This window comes from Luteimonas salinilitoris (assembly GCF_041300785.1).
GTDB classification, from domain to species: Bacteria; Pseudomonadota; Gammaproteobacteria; order Xanthomonadales; family Xanthomonadaceae; genus Luteimonas; species Luteimonas salinilitoris.
Window position 1 is genome coordinate 26,981 of the sequence record NZ_JBFWIB010000002.1, and the last position, 22,816, is coordinate 49,796.

General features: G+C 68.6%; 17 protein-coding genes. 14 read left to right on the plus strand and 3 right to left on the minus strand.

Going from position 1 to position 22,816, the window contains the following annotated elements; genetic code table 11:
* Positions 1-308: 308 nt before the first annotated feature.
* On the minus strand, positions 309-1,346 hold the full coding sequence (phnD, locus tag AB5T46_RS03520) for a phosphate/phosphite/phosphonate ABC transporter substrate-binding protein (RefSeq protein WP_370562475.1): 1,038 nt from the start codon (positions 1,344-1,346) through the stop codon (positions 309-311).
* 228 nt (positions 1,347-1,574) lie between these two features.
* Positions 1,575-2,318 (minus strand): response regulator, encoded by a 744-nt coding sequence (locus tag AB5T46_RS03525; RefSeq protein WP_370562476.1) that lies wholly within the window; start codon positions 2,316-2,318, stop codon positions 1,575-1,577.
* An 82-nt stretch (positions 2,319-2,400) separates the two neighbouring features.
* Here AB5T46_RS03525 and AB5T46_RS03530 point away from each other — a divergent pair, with 82 nt between their 5' ends.
* From AB5T46_RS03530 to tssE, 11 genes are all read left to right on the plus strand, one after another.
* Positions 2,401-3,444 (plus strand): TraB/GumN family protein, encoded by a 1,044-nt coding sequence (locus AB5T46_RS03530; protein ID WP_370562478.1) that lies wholly within the window; start codon positions 2,401-2,403, stop codon positions 3,442-3,444.
* 328 nt (positions 3,445-3,772) lie between these two features.
* On the plus strand, positions 3,773-5,182 hold the full coding sequence (gene tssK, locus AB5T46_RS03535; RefSeq protein ID WP_370562479.1) for a type VI secretion system baseplate subunit TssK: 1,410 nt from the start codon (positions 3,773-3,775) through the stop codon (positions 5,180-5,182).
* Positions 5,183-5,192: 10 nt separating this feature from the next.
* Positions 5,193-6,536, plus strand: coding sequence for a DotU family type IV/VI secretion system protein (locus AB5T46_RS03540; RefSeq protein ID WP_370562480.1), 1,344 nt, complete (start codon positions 5,193-5,195; stop codon positions 6,534-6,536).
* Positions 6,533-10,162 carry a type VI secretion system protein gene (locus AB5T46_RS03545; protein WP_370562481.1) on the plus strand — a complete coding sequence of 1,210 codons (3,630 nt, stop codon included), beginning with the start codon at positions 6,533-6,535 and terminating at the stop codon, positions 10,160-10,162. The genes AB5T46_RS03540 and AB5T46_RS03545 overlap by 4 nt, the downstream gene beginning before the upstream one ends.
* 52 nt (positions 10,163-10,214) lie before the next feature.
* Entirely contained in the window at positions 10,215-11,294 is a 1,080-nt protein-coding gene (gene tssA / locus AB5T46_RS03550; protein WP_370562482.1) for a type VI secretion system protein TssA, read from the plus strand.
* 245 nt (positions 11,295-11,539) lie between these two features.
* Complete coding sequence (gene tssB, locus AB5T46_RS03555) at positions 11,540-12,049, plus strand: type VI secretion system contractile sheath small subunit (RefSeq protein WP_370562483.1); 510 nt, start codon at positions 11,540-11,542, stop codon at positions 12,047-12,049.
* Between the two features lie 55 nt (positions 12,050-12,104).
* Positions 12,105-13,589, plus strand: coding sequence for a type VI secretion system contractile sheath large subunit (tssC, locus tag AB5T46_RS03560; protein WP_370562484.1), 1,485 nt, complete (start codon positions 12,105-12,107; stop codon positions 13,587-13,589).
* 73 nt (positions 13,590-13,662) lie between these two features.
* Positions 13,663-14,154: an Hcp family type VI secretion system effector gene (locus AB5T46_RS03565; protein WP_370562485.1), complete on the plus strand. Its 492-nt coding sequence runs from the start codon at positions 13,663-13,665 to the stop codon at positions 14,152-14,154.
* A 79-nt stretch (positions 14,155-14,233) separates the two neighbouring features.
* Positions 14,234-14,830: a hypothetical protein gene (locus AB5T46_RS03570; protein ID WP_370562486.1), complete on the plus strand. Its 597-nt coding sequence runs from the start codon at positions 14,234-14,236 to the stop codon at positions 14,828-14,830.
* A 28-nt stretch (positions 14,831-14,858) separates the two neighbouring features.
* A complete protein-coding gene (locus AB5T46_RS03575; RefSeq protein ID WP_370562487.1) occupies positions 14,859-15,296 on the plus strand; it encodes a peptidoglycan-binding domain-containing protein in 438 nt (145 codons plus the stop codon).
* 12 nt (positions 15,297-15,308) lie between these two features.
* Complete coding sequence (gene tssE / locus AB5T46_RS03580; protein ID WP_370562488.1) at positions 15,309-15,749, plus strand: type VI secretion system baseplate subunit TssE; 441 nt, start codon at positions 15,309-15,311, stop codon at positions 15,747-15,749.
* Between the two features lie 51 nt (positions 15,750-15,800).
* Here the strand turns inward: tssE and AB5T46_RS03585 are convergent, their stop codons facing one another.
* Positions 15,801-17,711, minus strand: a complete 1,911-nt coding sequence (locus AB5T46_RS03585; protein ID WP_370562489.1) for an ATP-binding response regulator — start codon at positions 17,709-17,711, stop codon at positions 15,801-15,803.
* A gap of 308 nt (positions 17,712-18,019) precedes the next feature.
* Between AB5T46_RS03585 and AB5T46_RS03590 the strand changes: the two genes are divergently transcribed.
* The 3 genes from AB5T46_RS03590 (at position 18,020) to AB5T46_RS03600 (ending at position 22,811) form a co-directional block, all read left to right on the plus strand.
* Complete coding sequence (locus AB5T46_RS03590; protein ID WP_370562490.1) at positions 18,020-18,787, plus strand: DUF4123 domain-containing protein; 768 nt, start codon at positions 18,020-18,022, stop codon at positions 18,785-18,787.
* Between the two features lie 192 nt (positions 18,788-18,979).
* Entirely contained in the window at positions 18,980-21,166 is a 2,187-nt protein-coding gene (locus AB5T46_RS03595) for a CHAT domain-containing protein (protein WP_370562491.1), read from the plus strand.
* Between the two features lies 1 nt (position 21,167).
* Positions 21,168-22,811: a ShlB/FhaC/HecB family hemolysin secretion/activation protein gene (locus AB5T46_RS03600; protein ID WP_370562492.1), complete on the plus strand. Its 1,644-nt coding sequence runs from the start codon at positions 21,168-21,170 to the stop codon at positions 22,809-22,811.
* Positions 22,812-22,816: the final 5 nt, after the last annotated feature.

A 22,816-nucleotide genomic window follows, 5' to 3' on the forward strand; every position in this document is an offset into this window, starting at 1 on the left:
GCACTGCGCTGCTGTTTCTCGATCACATCGAGTGGTTTCTCGATCGGGAGTGAAAGCGCCTTTGCCACGGATCAGCGCGGATGAACGCGGATAAAGTCAAAAAGCCAATGAATACAGGAAGAGGCCTGAAGAGCGGACCAACTGAAGTCCATTTAGATCTTCTTTGGGAGAGTGCTTTCATCCGCGTTCATCCGCGCTGATCCGTGGCCAAGAACGCCTTTCAGATCGCACCTGCAGCTGCCCCGTGGCTGGTGGCTGGATTGCGATCAAGAGGCTGCGGCTTGCCGAGGGGCCGTCATTGACCGTCCTCAGTCGGCCGCGCTGCGTGTCAGCTGCGCCTTGATGCGTTCGTAGCGGGTACGCAGGCGTTCCAGGCGGGCGCGCTTGGCGTCCGCGTCGACCCAGCGCGCCGATTCGGCCTGCTGCAGCTCCAGCGCGTACTCGATTTCGGCGAACGGCAGCAGCGCCCGGTCGTCCGCGGCGACGAAGCCGGACAGCTCGTGGATCTTGAGCAGGTTGCGGCGCTGGCGTTCGGCCTGGGGTCCGCGGCCGTAGTCGAGCAGGAAGCGGCGGATAGCCGTCTTGACCACGTCCGGAAGCTCGCGCGCGGTGACCAACGCCGCATGCGGGATCAGATCGGACCTCCACAGCACGCGAAGTTGGGCGAACTGCTGCGGGAAGCGCACGGCGAACCGCTCGAGATCGGCGCTGTTGTTGCTGGCGATGTCGATCTCGCCGTTGGCGACCGCAAGCGCGTTGTTCTGGTGGTTGTCGATGTGCACGGTCTTGAAGTGCAGTTCGGAGTTCACGCCGCGCCGCGCGAACAGTTGCGCCTCCGGCACCAGATAGCCGGAGACGGACAGCGCCTCGCCGCGTGCATAGGTCCAGCGGCCGGGATGGGCGAACACCTCCTGCAGGTTGTGGACCGGCCCGCCGCGGCGCGAGATCAGCACCGCACGGTAGCCGGGCGAGCCGTCGATGCGTTCGAGCTGCACGGCGACCTGCATGTCGTCCTTGAGCACGGCATCCAGCGCCAGTTTGCCGGACAGGAAGGCGACATCGACCCGGCGGTCGGCCACCGCGCGATACATGCCCTCGTAGGTGCTGACCGATACGCCCTCCACCGGGCGGCCCAGGGCCTTGGCCAGGTCGTCGAGGAAGGGCTGCCAGTCCTGCCGCGATTCGGCCGGGCCGCCGGTGGGCAGGATGCCGAAGCGCAGCGGCAGCGGGGCGTCGGCGTCCGCCGCGTGCGCAGGCGGAACGGCGATGCTGCACTGCAGCGCGAGCAGCAGCGCCAGCGCGCGCACCGCGCGTGCAAGGGTGGGGGCAGGGCGGACCAGGGACATGGCGGACGGGGGAGAGACGCGCCGGGGGTTGGTTATAGCACCGCAGGTGCGCCTCGGGTCACCTCGGTGGCGCCGATTTGTGACGCAGTGACGCGGCCCCGCCCTTGTGGATTCCCTGCATTCCTGGTTCTTGGTTCAATCGAAGCAGATGTGTCGCCGGAGGCCTGTCGGCCTCGGAGAACCAAACACGGGTCCCGTAGCGCAAGGTGCGGGAAATCCCGGAGATGTTCAGGATTCGACGAGGAGGCGCGAAGCGACGACGGCCTCGACGCGGTTACGCACGTTGAGCGCGCGGAAGATCGCGGCCAGGTGGATCTTCACCGTGCCCTCGCTGATCCCGAGGTCGCGCGCGATCAGCTTGTTGGGCTTGCCCTGCGACAGCAGGCGCATGACGTCGATCTGACGCTCGGTGAGGATCTGGCGCAGGCCGTCCAGCGAAGGCTCCGATGCCGGTGCGCGGACGCTCGCCGACGGCGGTGGCGTCCAGCCGCGCGCCTGCACGCCTGCCAGCAGCATCGGCGGCACGTAGACGCCGCCCGAGAGCACCAGTCGTACCGCCGACAGCATCACGTCGGGAGAATATGCCTTGGGGATGAACCCCTGCACGCCGAGATCCAGCAGCGTGCGGATCAATTCGGTGTCCTCCGAACCCGAGAGGACGATCACAGGCACGTTCGGCGCGGTACGGCGGATCTGGGCGATATGGTCATGACCTTGTGCGCCTGGCATGGCGATGTCGATGATCGCCAGGTCCGGCGTACCGTCGGGCCGGCATACGACGGCATCCAACTCGGCGATATCCATGGCCACGACGAATTCGACGTCCGGTCCCAGTTCGGACAGCTTGGTCTTGACGCCCTCGACGATCAGCCGGTGATCGTCGGCGATCAGGACTTTCATGTGGAACCTCTCGACGGAACGCATGGCGACGATAGTCCGCGTGTGCCGCCCGGGCAATAGCGGATGCTGCACGAACGGTCTAGCTCCAACGTGGTATGGCCGCCGCCGCCGCGCTCGCGAAAGATGCGGTGTCCGTCTTCTCCCGGTCGCGATGATGCTGCCGTCGTCCTGGTCACGATCCGTGTTGCTCGCGTGCGCCTGCTGTCTGCGCGCGCTTGCGTCCGTCGTGCCGATCGCGGCCTCGCCGGCGGTATGGGCGGGTACCGGCGATCCGCCGCCGCACGCCCGGCAGCCGGAGATCATGGCGCCGGCCCCGGAACGATCAGGGGTGGACGCGTCACCGCGCGGCATCCTGTTCCGTGTCGTCGCGCCCGCGGCCGAGGAGATGGCCGTCATTGCCGGATCGGACGTACTGCAGTCGTCGTCCACACCCGCGCCCAGCTATTTGTTCGGCACCATTCATTTCGGCAGCGACGAGGAGTTGGGTCTATCCCAGGAATCGCTGGCGGCCGCCCTGTCGCCGGCGACGTCGCTGGTCAACGAAACCGATCCGGTGCCGGTCTCCGACGCGCTGCTCGATCGTTATCGATGGCTGCCGCCGGAGCGGCCGTTGTCGGCGTTGATCAGCATCGACAGCTTCACGATGGCACGTTCGCTGTTGCCGCAGATCCCGGCCCCGACGCTGGAACGGATGAAGCCGTGGATGGTGCTGGCTCTGCTGGAGGCGCGCGGCGAACAGGTGGGCGAGCAGACCCTGGACGTGCGCCTGCAACGTCTGGCCGAAGCGCGCGGCCTGCGGGTGGTGCACCTGGAAACGCCGGAGGACCAGCTGCGCGCGCTCGACTGCGTACCCACCGAGGCGCAGGCGCTGGTGCTGGATGAGCGGTTGAAGGCGCCGTGGATCGTCCGCGAGATGTCCGAGCGCGCGCTCAAGCATTACCGCGAGCGGAATCTCGGCGCCTGGCTTGCCGACGTCGACCGGATGGTCGGTCTGGGCGCGCAAGGCAAGGCGATCGAAATGCGCGCGCGCCGCTGCCTGATCGAAGAGCGCAACGCGCGCTGGCTGCCCGCGCTTCTGGAGCTGCTCGAGGGCGGCGGTTGCTATCTCGCCGTCGGTGCGATCCATCTCGTCGGCGAACACGGACTGCTGGTTGCGCTGGCGCGTGCCGGCTATCGGATCGAGGCCCAAGAACTATGACTGGCACGAAGCAGACATCGCAACACATCGCCTGTGCGGCGGCGGAGCGATTCCCGCTCGGCGCAAGCACTCCTCCCTTGCGAAGTGGGGCAAGCTGGGTGGGGGCGAGCCGCGACCGTGGCCTCCGCAGCTTCGCCAGAAAAAGCAGGACGCGGCGGCCGCGGCCCCCATCCCATCCTTACCGGCCCGTCGGCGCAGCCGATGGGCGCTCGGCGAGCCGCGCCAGTGGCTCGCAAGCGCCTCGCCTCGCCCCCCCGCAAGCGGGGAAGGGGAGTCGGTGCCGAGCGGGAATCGCTTCGGTCTGCAGCGACTTCACCTGGAGCGCGCGATGATCGGTGATCGTCAGGTTTTTTGGGGTCAGGGCGCCTTCCTCAGCCCGCAGCACCTGCAGGCCCAGGACGCCTGGCATCAGGCGTTGCGGCAGGGCGTACAGCGCCGCGTCACGCCCTTCCCCTGGGGTTTCGAGGTGCTGCAGCTGCGCGAGGACGCGCTCGGCAGCGGCATGGTCGACATCGAGAAGCTGGTGCTGTTCACCCGCGACGGCGAGCGCCTGTCCGGCGGCTCGGACAGGCCCGCAGGCAACACGCAGCTGCCGCAGCGTGCGCTGCAGGACCTGGCGCCGCGCGACAACGAGCCGATCGCGCTATGGCTGGTGCTCAACCGCGAGCGCGTCGTGCACGGCCTCGGCCCCTCGGGCCGGCTGAGCGAGCGACACCTGCTGGCCAGCGACAGCCTGGAAGATCCGTTCGATCCGCAGGCGCCGGCGGCGGATGTCGACTTCCTGCTGTACCAGCCGATGATCGTCACCTCGCTAGACGAGAATGCCGAGGTGCTGGTGCGCTCGTGCGAGGCCTACAAGTTCGCCGAGATCCTGCCGGCCGGGCCGGGCAAGTTCCGCCTGTCCAACGACTACGTTCCGCCGCTGCTGGCGCTGCAGGCCTCGCACAACCTGGCGCGCTGGACGCGCGCGTTGCGCGACCTGCTGGTCTCGCGCGGGCAGGACTTCGCCTCGAGCAAGCGTCAGCGCGGCATTCGAGCGGCGTCCACCAGCGCGCAGGAGGTGATGCGCGTGGTGATGATGCAGACCTTCGCACGCCACATCCCGGGCTTCCAGGAACACGTGCGCATGGGCACGGTGCCCGCCTATGCGCTGTACCAGCAGCTGCGCACGCTGATTGCCGAGTTCTCGGTGTTCTCCGAGGACATCGGCTACTTCGGCGGCCTGGCTTCGAATCCGAACGAGACCGAGTTGCCCGAGTACGATCACGACGACCTGCGCCGCTGCTTCCGCATCGCCTTCGAGCGCGCCGAAGTGCTGATCAAGGCGCTGACGGTCGGCGCCGAGGTCGGCGTCACCCTCGCCTATGACGGCCGTTTCTACAAGGCCGACCTGCCGGCCAGCCTGTTCGAATCGGACAAGACGCGCTTCTATCTCGCCTTCGAGTCCGAGCTGCGCGGCCAGGACCTGTTCACCCGCCTGTCGCGCACCGGCAAGATCGCATCGCAGGACGAGATGCCACGGCTGCTGTCGGCCGCGCTGTTCGGCCTGAAGATCGACCTGCTGCCGGTGCCGCCGGAGGAACTGCCGCAGAAGACGCCGAACACGACCTACTTCCTGGTCGATACCGCGCATCCGTTCTGGCAGATGATCAAGAACGCCCGCAATATCTCGGTGTTCTGCGACCTGCCGCCGGACGCCACGGTGATCAAGTTGTACCCGGTCGGTGCGGAGGAATAGGCGGGCAGGCATGGCACGGCTCCTCCACCATTTCGCGCCGGTGTTCTCGTTCGGCCTGGCGCTGGACGAGAAGGTCTCGGCAAACGCGGCCGGCGATCCGCCGGCGAACGTGCTGGCGGCCGTGCGCACCCTGATCGACCGCGCCAAGGCCGCGGCGCTGGCCGACGGCAAGCGTGCCGAACACGTGGACGATGCGACCTTCGCGGTGGTGGCCTGGATCGACGAGATCATGGCGCGCAACCCGGCCTATCTCACCGGCAACGCCACGCCGCTGCAGGTCGCGCTGTACAACACCAACAACGCCGGCAACGAGTTCTTCTCGCACCTGTCGGCGCTGAGAGCCGAACACGACGAGGTGCGCGAGGTCTATTACCATGCGCTGCTGCTCGGATTCGTCGGCCAGTACTACTACGAGACCGGCGACGGCGGCGAGCTGGGCAAGCTCAAGGAACTGCACGCGCGACAGCTGCCGGTGGCGCCGGCGCCGATCCACACCCTGCGCGAGGAGCGGATCACCCCGCAGCCCTACGCCGGCGACGCGCCGGGGGGGCCGCGCTATCCCAAGCAGTGGGATCGGCTGCTGCTGAAGACCGGCGTGATCGCCGCGTTGCTGGTCCCGCTGGCCTACCTTGCCTACCTGCTGATCGCCGCGCCGAAGGAGACCGGACCGAGCGTGCAGGCGCTGGTGGACAGGCAGCTGGCCGGCTTTCCCTGTTCGGACCTCGTCGCCACGGTCGGCGAAAAGGGCGCGACCAGGGTCGAGGGCTTCGTCTCGCGCGCGGACGATGTCGCCGCGGTCAGGCAGCGGGTGTCCGCGGTGGATGGCGTGACTTCGCCACGGTTCGACCTGCAGCTGCGCATCTGGCCGCATTGCGAGGTGGTGCAGATGCTCAAGCCGTACCGCGAGCGCAACGGGGATCTGCGCTATGGCTTGTCGGTGACCCCGACCAGCGGCCATTCCGATCGTTTCCTGGAGAACGAACGGGTGATCGTCAAGCTGATGCAGGCGACCTACGACGGCTATCTGTACGTGGACTACTACACGGTAGGGGGCGATGTCGCGCACATCTACCCCAATCCGCATGAATCCGGAAGCGGGCGCGTGATCCGGGCCGGCGAACAATTCAACGTCGGCGCGACCGATCAGCGATTCTGGACCGTGGGTCCGCCGTTCGGGCAGGAGCTGATCACCGTGATCGCGTCGCCCACGCCGTTGTTCCAGGGAGATCCCGCGGTCGAGGTCGAATCGGCCAAGGACTACCTGCCACGGCTCGGGCAATTGCTCGAGGCCAATCGCGACAACCCCGAATTGGCCGCTGAGTTCCTGTTCATGCAGACGGAGCCGGCGCCATGAGACTGCCGAATCCGCTCTATCCGCTGCAGAGGCTGGTTTCGTGGGCGGGCAGCCTGTTCTCGCAGGTACGCAGCCTGTACCGGCCGGTTGCCGAGGGGGCGAAGAAACCATGGCTGCGGCGCATCGTGGTCGCGCTGCTCGTGCTGGTGCTGCTGGTCGCGCTGGTGATCGCCGCGATCGTCATCGTGCCGTCGCTGCCGGCGCGGTTCTGGCAGCTGCTGGGCCTGTGCGCGGTGGCGCTGGCGGTGCTGTGGTGGTTCATTGCCGGGCAGCGTCGCTTCACCCTGCAGGGGCGCACCCGCAAGCGCATCGGCGATCTCGGGCCGGGCAATCCGGAGGACGAGCGCGAACCGCTGGCGCGCATGGCGCAGGCGATCGCCGAGGCCAAGCGCACCATCGCGCGCTCGCCGGAGATGGAGAAAGGCCGCGACCCACTATACCGGGTGCCGTGGATGCTGTTCCTGGGCGACGCCGAGGCGGACGTGGAGGGACTGCTGCGCGCCGGTGCCGAGGTCTCGCCGTTTTCGCCGCCGACCGGGGACGGTGCCGAGATCTGGCGCTGGTGGTTCTTCAAGTCGCTGATCGCCGTGCAGATGCATCCACGGGTGGTGTGCGACGCCGCGGCACGGCTGGAGCGCGGACTGTGGTACCAGGCGCTGATGCAGCTTGCCGCCGAGCGCGAGAAGCTGCCGCTCAACGGGATCGTGCTGACGGTGTCGGTGCAGACCCTGCTCGGTCCGGCCGACGCCCTGAAGAGCACCGCGACGCGGCTGCGGCGCCTGGTCGACGAGGCGATGGAGCACCTGCAGGTGCGCATGCCGGTCTACATCGCGGTCAGCGGGCTGGAGCGCCTGCGCGGTTACCAGACCGTGCGGGACACCCTGCCGGCCGAGGCGTTCGCCCAGGCGCTCGGTCACCGGCTGCCCGAGAACGAGGCGGTCAGCTCCGCCACCAGCGGGCGCCTCGACCAGATCCTGACGCCCATCCTCGATCGCCTGCACGCCCTGCGCATGACGGCGCTGCGCGCGCAGGCGACGGCGGCGACGCGCCACGATGCGTTCGAGTTCGTCGAAGCGCTGCGCGGCTGCGCCTCGGGCCTGTCGCTGTTCGTCACGCTGCTGCTGGAGGACAACACCTTCCAGCGCACGCCGCCCTGGCGCGGGCTGTACTTCGTCGGCGGCGCCGACGCGGCGCATCCCGGCGGCGCCTTCGTCGCCGACCTGTTCACCCGCTTCCTGCCGGCCGACCAGCCGCTGGCGGCGCCGAGCCTGCGCGGCAGCGCCGGGCGCCTGGCGGTGGCGGCCCTGGGCGTGGCGGCGCTGCTGGGTTTCAGCGGCTACCTCGCCTACGGGCTGTCGGCCGCGCGGCAGGACGATACCCAGCTGCTGGCCAGCACGCGCAGCGCCTGCCGCGATGTCGAAGGGCGCCTGGGCAGCGCCCGCATCGAGTGGGTGGCGAGCTGCGGCCGTACCATCGAACAGCTGGAATCGGCCGCCGAAGGCACGCTGCTCGGCTTCGGCATCCGCCGCGCCGACCGCGACATCGAAACGCTGAAACAGCGCGTCACCGAGGACTTCTCCAACCTCATCCTGGCGCCTTACGACCAGATGCTGGCCGAGGACCTGGATCGCGGCCGGGCCGGCTTCGAGCACGCGCTGGCGATCGCCCAGCGGCTGCGCCTGCTCGATGCCTGCCGCGGCACCAGCGAGCCCTGCCTGAAGGACGAGTTGCCGAACAACGTCGCCTTCGACGCACGCTCGCGGCTGTTCGCGCCCTTCGTCACGCCGGACAACGATACGCGGCGGGACCGCGACAACGCCGCCGCCCTGTTCGGCGCCTATCTCGGCTATCTGCGCTGGCAAAAAAAAAAGGTCCTGAACGGCGAGCGTGAGCGGCTACAGGCGCAACTGCGGCGACTCATGGAAGCGCAGACGCTGGACACGGCGCAGGTGCGCGCCTGGGCCGACGCGCGCGCGGCGGGGTTGTCGCTGGGCGACTTCTGGCTGCCGGACGATCGCGTGGTCGGCGTGGATGCCGACAGCCTGCCCACGGTCTCGCGCGCTTTCACCTACGACACCTGGAACGGGGCGATCGCGCCGTTCCTGGACACCGCCCGCGACGAGGCGGGGGTCCAGCCCGAGCGCGTGGAGAGCTTCCGCGACGCCTATTTCCGCGAGTACTTCGACGAATGGGCACGGTTGCAGGCGCGCTTCGGCGAGGGCATCGCGCTGTGGAAGGGACACGAGGCAGAGTTGGTCGCGCGTGCGGCCGGCACCGACAATCCCTATGCGGCGTATTTTCGCGCCGCCGGGCAGCAGCTGTACGCGCTGCCGCTCAAGCGCCCGCTCGGACTGCGATGGCGCGAGACCTGGGCGCAGATGAAGTCCGCCTGGCTGTCGTCGTGGCGGCCGCTTGGCCGCTTCATCGGCGACAGCTTCAGGTTCGGCGGCACCTCGATCACGCCGCCGGTGTGGCTGACCGCGCTGCGCGACACCGAGATCGACGTGCTGGCGCCGCAGGCGCCGCTGTTCGCGCGCGGCTACCTGCGCCTGCAGGCCGACGGTGGGGCGCAGGACGTGTACCGCATCGTTGCGGATCTGTTCGCCAGCCGCGGCATTGCCGACAAGCCGCCCGCCAGCGAATACGCCGAACTGCTGGCGGCGGTGGACAAGCCGGCCGAGGCCTATGCCGAGCAGTTCGGCGCCGAGGACCTCGCCGCCTGGTCGGTCGCGCAGGGACCGGCACGCCTGCTGCTGCGGCTCACGGTGCGCCGCGCCGGCGAGTACGTGCAGCAACGCTGGCGCGAGACGGTGGTGAAGCCGCTGGCGGCGCTGCCGCCGGAGCGGCAGGCGTCGGCGCTGCTGGGCCCGCAAGGCAGGCTCGAAGCCTTCGTCGGCGACTGGCTGAAGCCCTTCATCACCGACGCCGAGCGCGCACCGGTCAGCGTGGGCGGCGTCGCGATGCCGTTGTCCGCCGACTACCGCGCGCTGCTTTCCGGCGGCCGCGCCGCGCCTGCGAGCGATGCGCCGTTTCCGGCCGGCATCTTCACCCTGGACGCGCCTTCGCATCTGGGCACGCTGCTGGAGGGGCCGCAGGGCACGACGTTCGAAGTGATCTGTGCCGGGGAGAGTTTCAGCATCACCAGCAAGGGCGAATCGCTGACCGATGCGCAGGCGCAGGTCCGCTGGTCGCCGACCGCATGCTCCGAGGCCCGTATCCGCATCAGCCTGCCGCCTGCCGCCGCCGATCGGCTTGCGGGGCAGGTGGACGCCGAGCCGGAAGCGGCGGTAGCGGAGGACGCTTCGGCCGCAAGCCAGGCGCCGGTCGCCGCAGACGACGCGCCGGCGACCGAAGCCGGTTTCCGTCTGACCCTCCTGTATCGCGGCGCCGACGGTTTCGTGCGCCTGTTCGACGAGTTCGGGCCCGGCGCGCACGTGTTCAGCATCAGCGACTTCCGCGATTCCTACAGCCCCTCGCAATGGGAAGAGCTGCATCCGCGCCTGCAGGCGGCGGGTTTCCGCCAGGCCCGCGTGCATCTGCGCATCGAGCCAAGCGAGGAGATGAAACGCTTCCTGGCGGCGCGGGGTGCCGCGCCGCTGGCGGTGCCTGAATCCATTCTCGATTGATACACCGCGATCGGACCGGTATCGGCCCGATCCAACGCAACGGAGTCCTGCCATGGCCATCGACGTCAATGCACTGCTCGCCCCGATCAGCGACGATTCCCCGTGCGGCGAGGATGCGAGTTTCTCTGACCTGTTCGACCGTATCCGCGAGGCGCGCCGCGCCGATGACGCCACGCTCTCGCAAGGCGAATGGCAGACCGAGCTCAAGGTGGCCGACTGGCGGCTCGCCCTGGAACTGTCGACCCAGGTGCTGACCGGCGTCAGCAAGGACCTGCAGGCCGCGGGCTGGTTGGCGGAGGCGCTGATCGCCCGCCATGGGCTGGACGGTACGCGCGACGGGTTCGCGGTGATCGCCGGCCTGATCGAGCGGTACTGGGACGGCCTGCATCCCAATGCGGAAGGCGAGGACCTGGAGGAGCGTGCGGGCAGGCTGGCCTGGCTCAACGGCAACATCGCCGGTGCGCTGCGGCAGATGCCGCTCAACACCGATGTCGCGGCACCGGTCGCGCTGATCGACTGGCAGGCCTCGCGCGAGGTCGACAACCTGGCACGGCAGAACGCGGAGGCCTACCAGGCCGCGCTGGACGAAGGCAAGATGACCGGCGAGGCCTTCGATGCCTGCCTGCAGGCGGTCGCCGACGACGAACTGCGCGGGCGGGTCGTCGCGGCGGCGGCGGCGCAGACCGCATTCGTGCACCTGAAGGTCGTCGCGGACGCGAAGTTCGGACGCGCGTCGCCGAGCCTGGCCGAGATCGAGGAGACGCTCAAACGGATCCAGCAGGTGCTGCAGCGTGCAGCCAAGGCCAGGGGCTTGCTGGATCCGGCGGCCACCGGAGAGGAGGTCGAGGCGCCGGAAGCGGGCGCCGGCGAGATCGTTGCCGGCGGCGGCGCGGTGGCGCTGAGCCTGGGCGGCGACGGCAAGGCGTCGAAGCAGGCAGCGCTGCGCGCGCTGGGCGAGATCGCGGACTACTTCAAGCGTACCGAGCCGCACAGCCCGGTGTCGTCGCTGCTGGAGCAGGCGGTGTACTGGGCGGACATGCCGCTCGCGGACTTCCTCGCCGACGTGGTGCGCGACGAAAGCGTGCTGGCGGCGATCCGCGCGCGCGTCGGGCTAAGAGCGAGGAACGAGTGAATAGGAGTGAGAAACGAGAGAGAGGCGAGGCGCCATCCGGATTCAGGCGCTCTTACTCGTTTCTCACTCCTCTTCACTCGTTTCTAGGCCGGCCGCGCCGGCCGAACGGCATATGCCTTCGATCGGCCGTCCGGCGGATTTCGGCGGCGACGACGCTTTCCTAGACTTCCGCGTACGCCGATCGCCGTCCCGTGCGCCGCGATCGTCCTCATCACGATCCACCGCATGCATAGCGAGAAGACGTCATGGCCAAGAAGGAAAGCACCCAGCACAAGCTCGATCGCGTCCGCGCCCCGCGCGTGCAGCTCACCTACGACGTCGAGGTGGGCGACGCCATCGAGAAGAAGGAGCTGCCCTTCGTCGCCGGCGTGCTCGGCGACTTCACCGGCAAGAGCGACGAGCCGCTGCCGAAGCTGAAGGACCGCAAGTTCGTCAACATCGACAAGGACAACTTCGACGACGTGCTCAAGGGCATGAAGCCGCGCGTGGCGGGGCAGGTGGACAACAAGCTCGCGAACGACGGTTCCAAGCTCGCCGTCGACATCACCTTCGGCAGCCTGGCCGACTTCGAGCCGGAGCGGGTGGTCAAGCAGGTCGAGCCGCTGCGCAAGTTGCTCGAAGCGCGCCAGAAGCTCGCCGACCTGCGCAACAAGGCCGCCGGAAACGACAAGTTCGAGGATCTGCTGAACGAGGTCCTGCAGAACACCGACAAGATCACCCAGCTCAGCAAGGAAGTCGGCCCGAAGCCGGAGTAATCCGCGGCGGCCCGGCGAGGGCCGCCGTCCCGTCCGCGAAGCAAGCGAGTCCATCATGGCCAAGACCGAGACCCAGGCGGCGCCAGTCGCCACCGCAGAAGCCGCCGAAGGCGGACTGCTCGAACAGATCCTGACCCAGACCAAGATCGCCAAGACGGACTCGGAGCGCACGCGCGCCCGCGACCTGATCGCGGAACTGGTCAACCAGGTCACCGAGGGCGCCCTGGTGGTGTCCAAGGACGCGATCACCGCGCTCGACGCGCGCATCGCGGAACTCGACCGGCTGCTGTCCGACCAGCTCTCCGCGATCATGCACCTGCCCGACTTCCAGCGCATGGAGGGCAGCTGGCGCGGCCTGAAGTACATGGTCGACAACAGCGAGACCAGTACCACGCTCAAGATCAAGGTGTTCAACTGCGCCAAGAAGGAACTGGTCAGGGACTTCAAGAACGCCTCCGACTTCGACCAGTCGACGCTGTTCAAGAAGATCTACGAGGAAGAATACGGCACCTTCGGCGGCGCCCCGTTCGCCACCCTGATCGGCGACTACGAGTTCGGCCGCCTCCCGGAGGACATGTACCTGGTCGAGGAGATCTCGCACGTCGCCGCCGCGGCGCACGCGCCGTTCCTGTCGGCGGCGTCGCCGGAACTGCTGGGTTTCGAGAGCTTCACCGAGCTGTCCGGTCCGCGCGACCTGGCCAAGATCTTCGACACCGTCGAGTACGCCAAGTGGAAGAGCTTCCGCGCGTCCGAGGACTCGCGCTACGTGGGCCTGACGATGCCGCACGTGCTCGGCCGCCTGCCTTACGGGCCGGAGACCGCGCCGGTGGAGGCGTTCAACTACATGGAGACGGTCACCGGCAAGGAGCACGAGCGCTACCTGTGGATGAACGCCGCCTACGCGCTCGGCAGCAAGATCACCGACGCCTTCGCCAAGTACGGCTGGACCGCCGCGATCCGCGGCGTCGAGGGCGGCGGCCTGGTCGAAGGCCTGCCGACGCATACCTTCGGCACCGACGACGGCGAGGTCGCGCTCAAGTGCCCGACCGAGATCGCCATCACCGACCGGCGCGAAAAGGAACTGGCCGACCTCGGACTGGTCCCGCTGGTGCACTGCAAGAACACCGACTACGCGGCGTTCTTCTCCACCCAGTCGGTGCAGAAGCCGAAGGAATACAACACCGACGCCGCCAACGCGAACGCGCGGCTTTCGGCGCAGCTGCAGTACATCTTCGCCGTCAGCCGCGTCGCGCATTACCTCAAGGCGATGATGCGCGACAAGCTCGGCAGCTTCGCCTCCAGGTCCAGCGTCGAACTGTTCCTCGGCAACTGGATCTCGCAGTACGTGTTGCTCGACGACAATGCCTCGCAGGAGGCCAAGGCGCAGCGCCCGCTGCGCGAGGCGCGCATCGAGGTCGCCGAGATTCCGGGCAAGCCGGGCGCATACAAGTCCGTGGCTTTCCTGCGCCCGCACTATCAGCTCGACGAGCTGAGCGTTTCCCTGAGACTGGTCGCCGAGCTGCCGAAGTCGGCGCGTTGAGTTGTCCATGCGAATCCCTCGCAGAAGCCCGCGCGTCGATGTGCGGGCACTGAAATCCTAAGGAGACACGACCGTGGCATCCGATTACTTGCTGGAAATCGACGGAATCAAGGGTGAGTCCCTCGACGAGAAGTTCAAGGACTGCATCGAGATCGACAGCTGGGGCTTCACTACGACCAACATGGGCGGTACCGGTCGCGGCGGTGGCGGCGGCACCGGCAAGGCGGAGGTCTCTGACCTGCAATTCAACAAGCAGGCCGACAAGTCCACGCCGCTGCTGATGAAGGCCTCTTTCGCCGGCGATCACGTCAAGAAGGCGGTGCTTCACTGCCGCAAGGCCGGCGGCAAGGGCGGGCAAGTCGAGTACATGACCATCACCGTGGAGGATTTCATGGTGAGCAGCTACCAGACCGGCGGCACCGGTGGCGCCAGTTCGATCCCGATGGACTCGTTCACGCTGAACTTCACCAGGATCAAGTACGAGTACAAGCCGCAGAAGGAGGATGGCAGCCTGGAAGGCGCAATACCCGCCGGCTACGACCGGGCACTCAACAAGGCGAGCTGATTTCGGGTCGGGTTCCGGGCGGGACGTGCCGCACGGCCGGCGCGCTCCTGCTCCGCGGATCGAACGGGAGTATCGACGCATGCGCTTGGCACCCGCCAATGCCTTGAATCGCGTCTTGAGGTGGGACGACTTCAAGCGCAAGAAGATGGCCGCTCCGTCCGCGGGCCAGATCGTGATCGCCGCCCAGACCGCCGTCGGCTGGACGGCGACCCCGACCAACCTGAAGGTCAAGGCGGTCAAGGGCAGCAAGCCGACGGTCTACAAACTGGCCCAGGAGCCGACCACGACCGTCCGGCTCGACGAGCCGGAGATGTGGGTGGCCAGCTTCGTCTTCGACGACTGGTCGGAGGCAAGGCGCGACGCATTGCTCGGTCACGAGCAGATCCACTACTTGATCGGTGCGCTGTCTGCGCGCGACTACGCCAGGGATTTCGCCGCGATCGCGGCCAAGGAGTACGACTCGTCCGCAGACGGCATCGACGACATCACGCAGGCCATGGAGCGCAACAGCGAAGCCAGGGCCCAGGCGCTGCAGGACGCCTACGACCACAAGACCAAGCACGACCCCACCGGATTCAAGGCCGAACAGGCCAAGTGGAAGACGGCGGTCATCGGCGCGCGCACCACCGGCATGCGGCTGCGGGAAAGCCTCAGAACTGCAGGTCTGATTCAATGAACGGCGGCAGCACTACGGAGAAAGCGGCATGGCGCTGAAATCAGCCACCCTGGCAGGATCGGCGCGGCTCGACCAGGCCGCAGCGGGCGGCCCTTCGGTAAAGAAGGGCCCGCCACACGACGATCCGGACGCGGTCGGTCGCATCCAGCGCGCATTGGTCGAACTGGGCTACCCGATGCCGAAGTCCTTCCTTGCGCATCCTGCCGGCGAACCCGACGGCATCTTCGGACCGGAGACCCACGCGACGGTGCTCGCTTTCCAGAAGCACGCGTTTGCGAAGGAGTACGGCCAGTGGGACGGGCGCGCCGGAAAGAACACGCTGGCGCGGATGGATGAAAGGCTACCGGTCGCAGGGCCGGACGAGCGAACCATCAGGCAGCCGATGGCGGTGGCTACGACCTCGCGCTGCGCAACCACCGCGACTCCGGCGGCCGGGTTTCCGGGATTTCGCCGCGTCCAGTCCTGATGGGATCCTGACGTGCGGGGTTTGATCGATCGCTTGACGGATGCGCCGATCCCGGAGGATTCCGGTCGGTCGATCTCGATCGGCGAAGTGCGCAAGCTCATCTCGCGGGATTTGGAGAACCTGCTGAACACCCGCTCCGAGGGTGCGCGCATGATTCCGGATGCTTTCGAGGAATGCCGCAAGTCCTCGCTGACCTACGGCATCCTGGATTTCTCCTCCTACAGCCTGCTCAATCCGCACGACCGCGATCGCATCCGCCGCTCGCTGGAGCAGGCGATCGCGCTGCACGAGGCGCGGTTGTCGCGGGTGCGGGTGGCCCTGGAGCCGCCGCGGCCGACCGAGCGCGCACTGCGCTTCCGGGTCGATGCCTTGATGGAGCTGGGGCCGGACCGCGAGAAGGTGCAGTTCGACGCGGTACTGCAGCTGAGCACCCAGGTTTACCAGGTGAACTGATCGCCGATGACCGCACCACATCGCCCTGCGAGGGAGGGGATGGACGGACGATCAGGCCGCGCGTGCGCCGCCTAGGGTGAGGATCGCCGCGATCATCGCCTCGCGCAGCCGCTCCGGCGGTACCGGCTTGTGCAGCACCGGGATGCGCGCAGCGTTTGCCTCTTGCAGACGTTCGCCCTTGGTCTCGCCGGTGATTAGCAGGCGTGCGAACGGCGGCGACGCTCCCTCGGCCACGCCGTAGTGCGCCTCGAGCCTGCGCAGCGCATCCAGTCCGGTGCGGCCGCGGGCGAGTTTGAGGTCGGACAGCACGATGTCGGGCGGTCCCCAGTCGCGCACCGCGGCCAGCGCCTGTTCGGCGTCCTCGGCCGCACGCATGTCGCAATCCCAGCTGTGCATCAGCACCCGCATCCCTTCCAGGATCGCCGGCTCGTCGTCGATCACCAGCACGCGCAGTCCGCTCGCGTCCAGCGGCGCTTCGGTCGGCACATCGCCCGCGCGCGCGCGCGCTTCCGCGTGCGCACGCGAGACGGTCACGCTGAACACGCTGCCCAGCCGCAGTCGAGAGCGCAACTCGAGTTCGCTGCCGAGCAGGTGTGCGAGGCGATGTGCCGTCGCCAGGCCGAGCCCCATGCCGTGCTCCCGGTGCTCGCGGTCCGGTCGCTCCGTCTCTACCTGGAAGAATTCCTCGAACACGCGCGCCTGGTGTTCGGCCGCGATGCCGGGTCCGGTGTCCCAGACCTCGACGCGGACGTGCCCGGCGCCGGCGGCGCGTGCACCCACCAGCACGCCGCCTCGTTCGGTGTAGCGCAGGGCGTTGCTCACCAGGTTGTTGACGATGCGCGCCAGCATGGTGCGGTCGGTGTGTACCCAGGCGTCGGTCTTGCGCAGGACCAGGCGCAGCTCGCGCTTCTCGGCGATCATGCGGAACGTGCGGTTCACCTCCTCGAGCAATGGGTCTAGCGGGAAGTCGCTGGGTGAGGGCTGCATCGTGCCGCTTTCCAGGCGCGAGAGGTCGAGCAGCTCGGAAAACAGGCCGTCGAGCGTGGTCACGCACTCCTGGATGTGGCTGGCGCGGGTGAGTCGCGCCGGATCGGTTTCGCCCGCCTTCAATGCCGATGAGAACAGCGTCAGCGCGTACAGCGGCTGGCGCAGGTCGTGACTGGCCGCGGCGAGGAAGCGCGCACGTGCATGGCTGGCCGCTTCCAGTTTGGCGTTCTTGCGCGCCAGTTCGTCGGTAGCGGCGACGATGCGGGCCTCCAGTTCGTCCCAGGCCTCGGTCAGCGCCACCGAGGCGGCGTTGAAGCCGTGCTGCAGATGTCCGATCTCGCCGCCGCGGGTGATAGGCACGCTGACGCCGCGCGCGCCGCGGCCCAGCCGATCCACGGCATCGGCCAGTTCCAGCACCGGCGCGCTCACGCGCCTGGCCGCGCGCCATCCGGCCACGCCGGCCGCCGCCAGGCAGGCGGCCAGCAGCAGTGCGGTCGCCTGCGTCTGCCTGCGCCGGATGTCGTCAATGCGGCCGAGTCCGAACTGGACCCGCACCTGTCCGGGCGACGCGGCGTCCGGCGTTGCCGCCGTCACCGGGCTCGCGACCTCGACGAAGCGCGGCTGCGACTGCGCCGCCGGGCCGGTCGCTTCGGCGAGGATCTCGCCGTCGCGGGACAGGAACTGTACGCGCACCAGGTCCTCGTTGTCCGCCAGCGGTTCGGCGATCTGCGCCAGTGCCGCGCGATCGTCGTTGGTCATGGCGATGGCGGCGGCGGCGGCGAGGTTCCCGGCGACCGCCTCGGCGGTGGCCGAGGCGACGTGCTCGATTTCGCGGCGGTGGTTGTGGTTCAGCAGCACCGCCAGCAGCACCGCGATCAGGGTTGCCGGCAGGATTGCGAGCAGACTCAGCCTGGCGACGAGCGACAGTTCGCGCGGACGCCGTGATGCCGGGACAGGCTGGACATCGGTGCTCATGACCTGGAGCGATTTCTCGACCGTGAGTGAGGCATTCTAGACACGGATGAACGCGGATAACGCAGTTTGAAGCGCCGGATTCCGGTGCGGCTTCAGTCGATCGGCTTTGAAAACCGTCGCAATGGCCGCGATGAGGTTTCCGGTCGCACCTGAGCGCGTGGCAGTGCGCGTGCGTCCCGGTTTCGAGTGGAGGTGGCCGGCGCGGGGCCGGGATGTCCGGTAGCGATGCGAATATCCGTTCCAAGTCGATGGGGGATCCTGTCCGAAGGCCAGTTGGCCGACGGATTCAGGATTGTGAGAATCCCGGCATGATGCGCGATCTCGTTGGATATGCCATAGCGCGGGCCCGGCACGGGCTCGGCCACCGCCATGGCCAGGCAGCTAGGACCGAGGTGCCGCCACGGAATGCTTGCGATGACATGGCAGTCAGACAAACGAACCGGATACGCTTCCGCCCGCCTTTCCTCCGGAAGGGGTGGGCGACAGTGAACGCGATGCCAGCCGGCGAACTGCTGCAGGCGTGTCTGTTCGCCGGCGCCGACGAAGCCTACGCCGTGCTCGACGGCTGCCGGACACCTGACCTGCCGCGACAGTTGCGTCTGGCCGGTGCCGAGTACTGGTGCCTGCTGTCGGAAGGCCTGGATCCGGTGCTGACCGAATGCGCCCCCTACCTCGTGCGCCTGCACCGCGAAGCGGCGCAGGTCACCGCTGTGCTGCGAACGTGCTGGGACCGGCACGGCGGCATTGCGCTGTGTCCGCCGGCCGGCAGCGACGGCTGGCCGCTGCGCGAGCATCTGCGTGCCTGGCTGCGCATCCCCAGGCCCGGCGGGGGTAACCGGTCATTCCGCTTCTACGATCCGTGCGCGCTGCTCACGACGCTGCCGGCGATGGTTCCGGAACGGCGCAACGCCTTCCTGGCTCCATTGGGGAGGCTGTACGTCGAAGGTGCCACGCCCGACAGTCTCGTCGAATTCCGCCGTGGCGAATGCGCGCAAGGCCGTCTGCTTCCCGTGCCGGCACGCAGCCCTTCGAAAGCGCATGCATCCGACGCGCCGCGGACGGCAAACCTGGCCTGACGGCGTATTGCGGCGCAGGTGGTGTGAACGTCCTGCGACAAGGCGTGGTCCCACGACGGCCGGCCCGGCGCTAAGCCGAAAGCACTATCTCCTCTCGCGGATAGGCGCTGCCGGCGATGGTTCCTAGACTCGCAACGTTCGTCACGGCTGCACGGCTGCGACAACGTCCCCCTGTCGCCATGGAGCCCAGGCATGCCAGACGCGCGTCCGCATCGGTACCGGTGTCGCAGCGCGATATGCGCGGCGATCGCACCGACCCTCGTCCCGATCCTCGCGGGCGCGTTGCTGCTGGCGCTCGCCACGCCGCTCGTGCATGCGCAGGATGCCGCCGCGCCGATCGCCGGCGACGAGATCCATCCGGACCTGCGCGCCGTGATGGGCGCGCTCGCCCGCATGGAGGACGCCGATACCGCACTGTCGCTGGCCGCGGACGGCGCCGTCCTGTACCAAGCCGAGGCGGTGAAGCTGGACGGCTATGCGTACTGCAGCCAGGCGGTGGCGCTGGCCGAGCGCGGCGAGTTCCGGCGCAGCGTGCAGGCGGCCAGCAAGGCGCTGCATGTCGCCCTGCAGACCGGCAACGAGGACCTGCTGGCCAAGGTCTATCGCGACCTGGCCATCGCCTTCGACTATGCCGGCCAGCTCGATCGCGCGGAAGGCTTCGCCCATCTCGCCCTCGGCAAGCGCGCCGACGACCCGCAGCAGGTGCAGGGGCCGGCATACAAGGTCCTCGGCGATGTGCACGCCCGCCGGGGGCGCTATCCGGAGGCGATCGCCGCCTACGAGACGGCGCTGACGAGCAGTTCGGACCGCTACCGTCCGCTGGTGCAGGCCTCGCTGGTGAACGCACGGATCCTCGCCGGCGACGTGGCGGGTGCACGCAGCGAGCTCGACGCGATCGCCGTCCCCGACGACGCCGTGCAACGCGCCGAACTCGATCGCACCCGCGGCCGGCTGCTGCTGGCCGAGAACAACCCGGCCGAGGCGCTGACGCTGTTCCAGGGCCTGGTCGGCAAGCAGGTCGCGGACGACGAGGGTTTCTACACGCTGTGGGCGCTGGACGGCATGTCCAAGAGCGAACAGGCGCTCGGGCGGCCGCAGGCGGCGGCGCAGTCGCTGGAGCGTGCGCTGGCTGCGTTCGATCGCGTGCGCGCGCGCTTTCGCAGCGAAGAGTTTCGGATGGGTCTGTTCTCCGATCTGCAGGCCGTATTCGACCGCGCCATCCGGCTGTATTCGGAGACCGGCGATGCCGAACGCGCCTTCGACGTCAGCGAACGCAGCCGCGCCCGCGCGCTGCTGGATGCGGTCGCCGACCGCGGCCGTACGCCCGAGGACGCCACCGCCGCGGCGATCGACGTCGCGACCCTGCGCCGCCAGCTGCGCCCCGACGAGCGGGTGATCGCCTACCACTCGCTGGAGGATGTCCTGCTGGCCTGGGTGATCTCGCCCGGGGGCGTCAGCGAACACAGGATCGCGCTGCCGCGCGCCGACTTGGAGCGCCTGGTCGATGCCTATCGCGGAGCGATCATCGGCCTGCACCCGGCGGCGGTGAGCGCCGGCGACAGCATCGCGGCGCTGCTGATCGCGCCGTTCGGGCTGCAGGAAGGACAGCGCTTGATCGTGGTCCCGCACGGTCCGCTGCACTACCTGCCGTTCCAGGCGCTGCGCGTGGACGGGCGTTACCTGATCGAGCGGCATCCGATCACGACCGCGCCCTCGGTCAGCATCGCCGCGCGCCTGGCCGAGCGCGCGCCGCGCACGGCGCCGCGGCTGCTCGCATTCGGCAATCCGCTGGTCAGCCCCACGGTCGCCGATCCGCTCCCGGGTTCGGAGCGCGAGGTCGAGACCCTGGCGGCGCTGTTTCCCGGTTCCCAGGTCTATTTTCAGGCCGACGCGACCGAGACGCGTTTCGTCGCCGACGCACCGAAGTCACGGATCGTCCATGTCGCCGCGCATGCGCGCGCCGACGTCGTCGATCCGCTGCATTCGCAGATCCTGCTCGCCGACGAGGACGGCAGGCAGAACTTCCTGGAAGCGCGCGAGGTGCTGGACTTGGATTTGGGCGACGTCTCGCTGGTGACGCTGTCGGCGTGCGAGACAGGCCTGGGCCGCGTTGCCGACGGCGACGAAGTGCTGGGCTTCACCCGCTCGTTCCTGTCGGCCGGCACCTCGGCGCTGGTCGCCTCGCTGTGGCCGGTGCCCGATCGCGACACCGAACGGCTGATGACGACCCTGTACCGCGACCTGCGCGGTGGCGCCGACCTGCAGCGGGCCATGCAGGCGGGGCAACTGGCCGTGCTGAGCGATCCCGACACTGCGCACCCGTTCTACTGGGCCTCGTTCAACCTGATCGGCAACTGGCGTCTGACGGTGGAGCAGTGAGATGACGCGGGTGCATCCTCCGAGGCCGGTGCGGCGCGTGCGCCTGCTGACCTGCGCCGTACTGATCGCTCTCGGTTGCGATGTACGGGCCGAAACCGAAACCACGCCGCAGACGCTGCCGCAAACGTTGCCCGAGCCGGAAATGCAGCCCGCGCCGCAGGCGGGCTTCCGGCTCGTCGCAGTGGAGTTCGTCGGCAACACCGGCATTGCCGACGCCGAACTGCAGGCGCTGGCGGCCGACAGGATCGGCCGCGACGTGACCCTGCCGGACCTGGAGGAGATCGCCCGGCGCGTGACGGCGCTGTACCGCGAGCGCGGCTATTTCCTGGCGCAGGCGATGGTGCCGGTGCAGGAAGTGCAGGGCGGGCGCGTCAGCATCAGCGTGGTCGAGGGTACGCTCGGCAACGTCGACATCGATATCGCCGAAGACGCGCCGATCTCCGCCGAGCGCGTGCAGAAAATGCTGGCGCCGCTGCAGCCGGGCCAGGCGCTCAACGGCCCGCGCTACGAGCGCGTGATGCTGCTGCTGTCCGACCTGCCGGGCATCCGCCCGCAGTCCGTGATCCAACCCGGTGCGGCCGCCGGCAGCACCGACCTGGCCGTGCGCGTGGCCAGGGGCGAGCGGCTGGCGGTCGCGCTGGAGGCCGACAACCACGGCACGCCCGAGTCCGGACGGATCCGCGTCGGCGGCACCCTGCGCTGGGCCAGTCCCGCCGGGCGCGGCGACAACCTGGACCTGCGCCTGCTGGTCGCCGAGGGGATCAACACCGCGTTCGGGCGTCTGGCCTATGAGACGCCGGTCGGCCATGACGGCCTGCGCGTCGGCGCCGGCATCGCGCGCGTGCAATACGAACTGGGCGGCGACTTCAGGGCGCTGGAGGCGACCGGCGCCGCCGACATCGTCGACGTCTCGGCGACCTATCCCCTGATCCGCCAGCGTGCCACCAACCTGTTCCTGCGCGGCGCGCTCGACCGCAAGGACCTCACCGACGAATTCGAGGCGCTCGGCTTCGAAGCCGAGAAGCGGGTGCGCGGCGCCAGCCTGGGTTGGGCGTTCGAGCACCGCGATCAGCTGTTCGGCGGCGGCTACAGCAGCGTCAACGGCGTGCTGTACCGCGGCGAGCTGGACATCCGCGACCCGCTCAGCGAGTTCTTCGACCAGTCGCCGCTGGGCCGCAGGACCGAGGGCCATTTCACCAAGCTCGTCGTGCAGGCCACGCGGCTGCAGTACCTCGCCCCGAAGCTGAGCCTGTTCCTCGGCGCGGGCGCGCAGCGCACGAACAGGAATCTCGATCCTTCCGAACAGCTCTCGCTGGGCGGACCGCGCGCGGTCCGCGCCTATTCCACCAACGAGGCGCTGGTGGATGAAGGTTATATCGCCAACCTCGAGTTGCGCTACGCGGCCACTGAGCGCCTCACGCCCTACGTGTTCTACGACGCCGCGCACGGCGCCTTCGACCACGACCGCCATCCCCTCGATCCCGGCAGCAACGGCGTCAGCCTGCGCGGCTACGGTCTCGGCCTGAGCTGGGCCAAACCCGGCGACTACGGCCTCAACGCGACGCTCGCCTGGCGCGACACCCGTGCGGCGCTCGCCGATCCACGCGATCCGCGGCTGTACGTGCAGTTCCAGAAAAGCTTCTGAGCGGA